The 5,513-nt window shown below is 74.7% G+C and carries 5 protein-coding genes; all 5 read right to left on the bottom strand.

Features of this window, described 5'->3' with window-relative positions; genetic code table 11:
• Positions 1-496 precede the first annotated feature (496 nt).
• The 5 genes from tyrS to argF are packed head-to-tail and all read right to left on the bottom strand — an operon-like array spanning position 497 to position 5,381.
• Complete coding sequence (gene tyrS / locus ACI78Z_RS24710) at positions 497-1,792, bottom strand: tyrosine--tRNA ligase (protein WP_457039186.1); 1,296 nt, start codon at positions 1,790-1,792, stop codon at positions 497-499.
• 4 nt (positions 1,793-1,796) lie between these two features.
• On the bottom strand, positions 1,797-2,474 hold the full coding sequence (locus ACI78Z_RS24705; RefSeq protein ID WP_457039185.1) for a DNA-3-methyladenine glycosylase: 678 nt from the start codon (positions 2,472-2,474) through the stop codon (positions 1,797-1,799).
• Positions 2,438-3,904: an argininosuccinate lyase gene (gene argH / locus ACI78Z_RS24700; protein ID WP_457039184.1), complete on the bottom strand. Its 1,467-nt coding sequence runs from the start codon at positions 3,902-3,904 to the stop codon at positions 2,438-2,440. The genes ACI78Z_RS24705 and argH overlap by 37 nt, the downstream gene beginning before the upstream one ends.
• A complete protein-coding gene (locus tag ACI78Z_RS24695) occupies positions 3,901-4,437 on the bottom strand; it encodes an arginine repressor (protein WP_457039183.1) in 537 nt (178 codons plus the stop codon). Before ACI78Z_RS24695 ends, argH begins: the two co-directional genes overlap by 4 nt.
• On the bottom strand, positions 4,434-5,381 hold the full coding sequence (argF, locus tag ACI78Z_RS24690) for an ornithine carbamoyltransferase (protein ID WP_457039182.1): 948 nt from the start codon (positions 5,379-5,381) through the stop codon (positions 4,434-4,436). Before argF ends, ACI78Z_RS24695 begins: the two co-directional genes overlap by 4 nt.
• Positions 5,382-5,513: the final 132 nt, after the last annotated feature.

Raw genomic sequence — 5,513 nt, 5'->3', positions numbered from 1 at the left:
TAAGCACGCCGCCAGCGTTCGTCCTGAGCCAGGATCAAACTCTCCGTAGATGCTTGATACCAGGCCGAGAACCGCGAGCTGACACTCGCGACATCCATCAACCCAAAGAAACCCACAAAGGGGTCTGATACTTGGCACTGACTTTCGGCACGCTGTTGAGTTCTCAAGGAGCGGACGCTCGCGACACCCGGCCGGGTGGCCCTCGATCGCGGCGGCTGTTCCACGTTACGCCGCTCGCTGTGTCCGTCAAGCGGCGGGTCGGAGACCCGGGCTCGGCGCTCGGAGCGGCGGCACCCAGTGCAACCGGCGTCCCCCGGGTTGTGTCCCGGGGCCCGCTCAGCTGCTGGGCTGGCGGCGCCTGGTCCGACCCGCGGGCGGTGACTCGGTCCCCGTCCCGCTCCGGTCTCGCCGGGCGCAGAGAGAAAGTTACGTGCCTGTCGTCCGGGCTGTCAAACCGCGACGGCGTGACGCCCGACACCAGCCCGGAACCGCCCCGTCACACGCCGTTCACCTGGGTGGAGACGCGCTGCACGCCAGCGACGGCGCGCTTGCCCCGGCGCAGCACGAGCCAGCCGCCGGGCAGCCAGTCGGACTCCCCGGGCACGGCGTCGGCGTCGGTCACCCGCTCGTTGTTGAGGTACGCCCCGCCCTCCTTCACCGTCCGCCGGGCCTCCGAGAGACTCGAGGCCAGGCCGGTCTGCTGCAGCAGCACGGCGACGGTCGGCGTCCCGCCGTCCACGGTGACGCTGCCGGCCTCGCGCAGGGCGGCTCCGAGCGTGTCCGGACCCAGGGCGCTGAGGTCGTCCCGGCCGAACAGCGCCCGCCCGGCGGCCTCCGCCTGGCTGAGCTCGTCGTCGCCGTGCACGAGGCGGGTGAGCTCCTCGGCGAGTGCCCGCTGCAGCGCGCGGCCGGCGGGGCGTTCCACCGACTCGGCGATCAGGGCCTCGACCTCCTCGGCCGGGCGCTCGGAGTAGAGCGGCAACCAGGCGCGGGCGTCGGCGTCGTCGGCGTTGAGCCAGAACTGGAAGAACGCGTAGGGGGAGGTGAGCACCGGGTCGAGCCAGACCGCGCCGCCCTCGGTCTTGCCGAACTTGGTGCCGTCGGACTTGGTGACCAGGGGGGTGGACAGCGCGTGCACCGTCGCACCCTCCGTCCGGCGCACCAGGTCGATGCCGGCGGTCAGGTTGCCCCACTGGTCCGAGCCACCGGTCTGCAGCGTCACGCCGTGGCGGCGGAACAGCTCGCGGTAGTCGTTGGCCTGCAGGATCTGGTAGCTGAACTCGGTGTAGCTGATCCCGGCCTCGGAGTTGAGCCGGGCGGCGACCGCCTCCTTGGCCAGCATCCGGCCCACCCGGAAGTGCTTGCCGATGTCGCGCAGGAAGTCGATCGCGGTCAGGGGCGCCGTCCACTCGAGGTTGTCGACGTAGACCGGTCCCTTCAGGCCCTCCCGCTCCGCCGGCACCTCGAGGAACGGCGCGACCTGGGTGCGGATGCTGTCCACCCAGCCGGCCACGGTCTCGCGGTCGTTGAGCTGGCGCTCCGCGGTCGGCCGGGGGTCTCCGATCAGGCCGGTCGCGCCGCCGACCAGGACGACGGGCTGGTGCCCGGCCCGCTGCAGCGCCCGCAGCACCATGAACTGCAGCAGGTGGCCGACGTGCAGGCTGGGAGCGGTCGGGTCGAAGCCGGCGTAGTAGGTGACCGGGCCGGCGGCCAGGTGGGCGCGCAGGGCGTCCTCGTCGGTGCTCTGGGCGATCAGCCCGCGGCGGTGCAGCTCGTCGATCACGTCGATCACGGGCTCAATCCTGCCTGGCCCGCCGGGAGCGGGGCCTGCCGCCCGGGCGGAAGACGCTCACCGACTCCCCGCCGGTCTCCCAGAACCGCCACGGCAGCTCGGTCGCCACGCTGATCCCCACCCGTGGACCGGCCGAGACCTGCGCCGGCGGGTCGCCGCGGTGCAGCCGCACCGTGGACGACGGGTCGAGGAGGTCGGCGTCCTTGTCGTCGGGGCCGATGGCCAGGGCCTGGGTGAGCCGGGCCGGCCCGCGGGCGAGGTCCCGGGCGGCGCGCGCGGCGGGACGGCGGGCCGCCGCCAGCTCCTCCCCCACCACGACGTCCCCCGCGCGCAGCAGCACCGCCGACCCCTGACCCTCGGCGCCCACGACGACGTTGGCGCACCAGTGCACGCCGTAGCTGAAGTAGACGTAGAGCCGTCCGGGAGGGCCGAACATGACCGCCGCCCGGGGCGTCGGCCCGCGGTGCGAGTGCGCGGCCGGGTCGCTGCCGTCGCCGGCGTAGGCCTCGACCTCGGTGATCCGCAGCGCGACCCGGCCGGCCGGGCGGTCGGTGACCAGCCAGCAGCCGAGCAGGGTCGGCGCCACGGCGTCCGGCGGCCCGAGCAGCTCCCCCGGCGTGAGCAGCGGCCCGGGGGCGGGCTCGCTCAGAGGGCCGCCGCCACGGGTGAGGACGACGCCCACCCGGCGTGCGACCGGGCCAGCGCCCCGAGGGTGTCCAGCTGCTCGGCGACCCGCTCGGGCGCCGTCCCCCCGCGGGCCCTGCGGGCGGCCAGGGCGCCCCGGACGGACAGCACCGCGCGGACGCCGGGGGTGAGCTCCGGGGCGACCTCGGCGAGCTGGACGTCGGAGAGCTCGTCGAGCTCGAGGCCGCGCTGCTCGCAGTAGGCGACCATCGCGCCGGAGATCTCGTGCGCCGACCGGAACGGCACGCCCTGGCGGACCAGCCACTCGGCGACGTCGGTGGCCAGCGCGAAGCCCTGGGGCGCGGCGGCCTCGAGCACCTCCGGCCGCAGAGTCAGGGTGGCGACCATCCCGGTGACCGCCGGCAGCAGCAGGAGCAGCTGCTCCATGGAGTCGAAGACCGGCTCCTTGTCCTCCTGCAGGTCCCGGTCGTAGGCCAGCGGCAGGCCCTTGAGCATGGTCAGCAGGCCGGTCAGGTTGCCCACGAAGCGGCCGGACTTGCCGCGGGCCAGCTCGGCGATGTCGGGGTTCTTCTTCTGCGGCATGATCGACGACCCGGTCGCCCAGGCGTCGTGCAGGCGGGCCCAGCCGAACTCGGTCGACGTCCAGAGCACGACCTCCTCCCCCAGCCGGGAGAGGTGCACACCGAGCAGGGCCGCGGCGAAGCAGAACTCGGCGGCGAAGTCGCGGTCGCTGACGCCGTCGATGGAGTTGTCCGAGGCGCGGTCGAAGCCGAGCTCGGCGGCGACCGCGTCGGGGTCCAGCGGCAGCGAGGAGCCGGCCAGGGCGCCGGAGCCGTAGGGGCTGACGGCGGTACGGCGGTCCCAGTCCTGCAGCCGGTCGACGTCGCGCGCGAAGGAGTGGGCGTGGGCGAGCAGCTGGTGGGCGATGAGCACCGGCTGGGCGTGCTGCAGGTGGGTCATCCCGGGCGCGGCGACGTCGCGGTGGCGGTCGGCCAGGTCGACGAGGGCGGACTCGAGGGCGGCGATCTCCCCGACGAGGGCGCGGACGGTGTGCCGGAGGTAGAGCCGCAGGTCGGTGGCGATCTGGTCGTTGCGGCTGCGGCCGGCGCGCAGCTTGCCGCCCAGCGCGCCGAGCTTCTCGGTGAGCCCGCGCTCGAGCGCCTCGTGCACGTCCTCGTCGGACTCGATCGCGGTGAACGTGCCGGCCGCGACCTCGGCGGAGAGCTCGGTGAGCGCGGCGACCATCTGGTCGAGCTCGTCGTCGGCGAGCAGCCCGGCCCGGTGGAGCACGCGGGCGTGCGCCCGGGAGCCGGCCAGGTCGAAGGGGGCCAGCTGCCAGTCGAAGTGCGTGGACTTCGACAGGGCGGCCATCGCCGGGGAGGGGCCGCCGCCGAAGCGACCGCCCCAGAGCCGGGTGGTGCCGGGTGCGGCGGCGGGCGGCGCGGCGGCGGGGTCGGCCGGGCTCACGGTGCGGGGTCCTCCAGGTCGTTCTTCAGTTCGGGGTAGACGGCCGGCGTCCGCTGGGACATGGCGCGCAGACGCTCGGCCAGGGCCGCGCCGCCGTCGGGCTCGCGGGAGACGACCAGCAGAGTGTCGTCCCCCGCGATCGTGCCGAGGACGTCCGGGAGGCCCACCTTGTCCAGCGCGGAGGCCAGGAACTGCGCGGCGCCCGGCGGTGTGCGCAGGACGGCCAGGTTCGCGCTGCCCTCCGCGCTGGTCAGCAGGTCGGCCAGCAGCCGCGTCAGCCGGGCGGGGGCGGCCTGCGCGGGCCGCAGCGGGGCGTTCTCCGGCGGCAGCACGTAGGACGCCGGGGCGCCGTCGGACCCGCGCATCTTCACCGCGCCGAGCTCCTCCAGGTCGCGGGAGAGCGTGGCCTGGGTGACCTCGATGCCGGACTCGGCGAGCAGCGCGGCGAGCTGGGTCTGCGAGGTGACCGGCTGGGCCTCGATCAGCCGGCGGATGCGCGCCTGCCGGGCCGAACGGGTCAGGGCGGTGGTCACCGACTCGCCTCCAGGAGCCAGATGAGCACCGCCTTCTGCGCGTGCAGCCGGTTCTCCGCCTCGTCCCACACGGCGCTGTGCGGCCCGTCGATCACCGACGCGGAGATCTCCTGGCCGCGGTAGGCGGGCAGGCAGTGCAGGACGATCGCGTCGCCGGCGGCCCGGGCCAGCGCGTCGTCGTCCACCGCGTAGGGCAGGAACGGCGCGACGCGGGCGTCGTACTCGTCCTCCCGCCCCATCGACACCCAGGTGTCGGTGACCAGGACGTCGGCGCCGTCGGCGGCGGCCGCGGCGTCATCGGTCCAGAGCACCGAGCCGCCGGTCCCGGCCGCGATCTCCTCGGCGCGTTCGAGCACCTCCTTGGAGGGCTGGAAGGACGTCGGCGAGCCGATGCGCACGTGCATGCCGGCGGTGGCGCCGCCGAGCAGGTAGGAGTGCGCCATGTTGTTGGCGCCGTCGCCCAGGTAGCTCATGGTGAGCCCGGGCAGGGCGCCCTTGCGCTCGGCGACGGTCTGCAGGTCGGCGAGGATCTGGCAGGGGTGGAACGCGTCGGTCAGCGCATTGACCACCGGCACCCGGCTGGCCGCGGCCATGGCCTCGAGGCGGTCCTGGCCGAAGGTGCGCCAGACGATCGCGGCGACCTGCCGGTCGAGCACGCGGGTGGTGTCCTCGATCGGCTCGCCCCGGCCGAGCTGGCTGGTGGCGGCGTCGATGACCAGCGGGTACCCGCCGAGCTCGGCGACGCCGACGGAGAAGCTCACCCGGGTACGGGTGGAGGGCTTGTCGAACAGCACCGCCACCGCGCGCGGGACGCCGTTCGGTGCGCGGAGCGGGGTGGGCGCGGCCGCGGTGTGCCGGGTGCGCTTGAGCTCCGCGGCCAGGGCCAGCACCTCGGCCTGCTCGGCCTGGGTGAGGTCGTCGTCGCGGAGGAAGTGGCGGGTCACTCGTGCACCGCCGCGTCCAGGGCGGTGGGCAGGGCGGCGACGAAGGCGTCGACCTGCGCGTCGGTGAGCACCAGGGACGGCGCCAGCCGCAGCACGTCGGGGGCGACGGCGTTGGCGAGGAAGCCGGCCTCC

It is taken from the genome of Geodermatophilus sp. SYSU D01176, assembly GCF_054050015.1.
The sequence above is the reverse complement of the archived record's forward strand: the minus strand, read 5'-3'. Positions and strand labels throughout refer to the sequence as shown.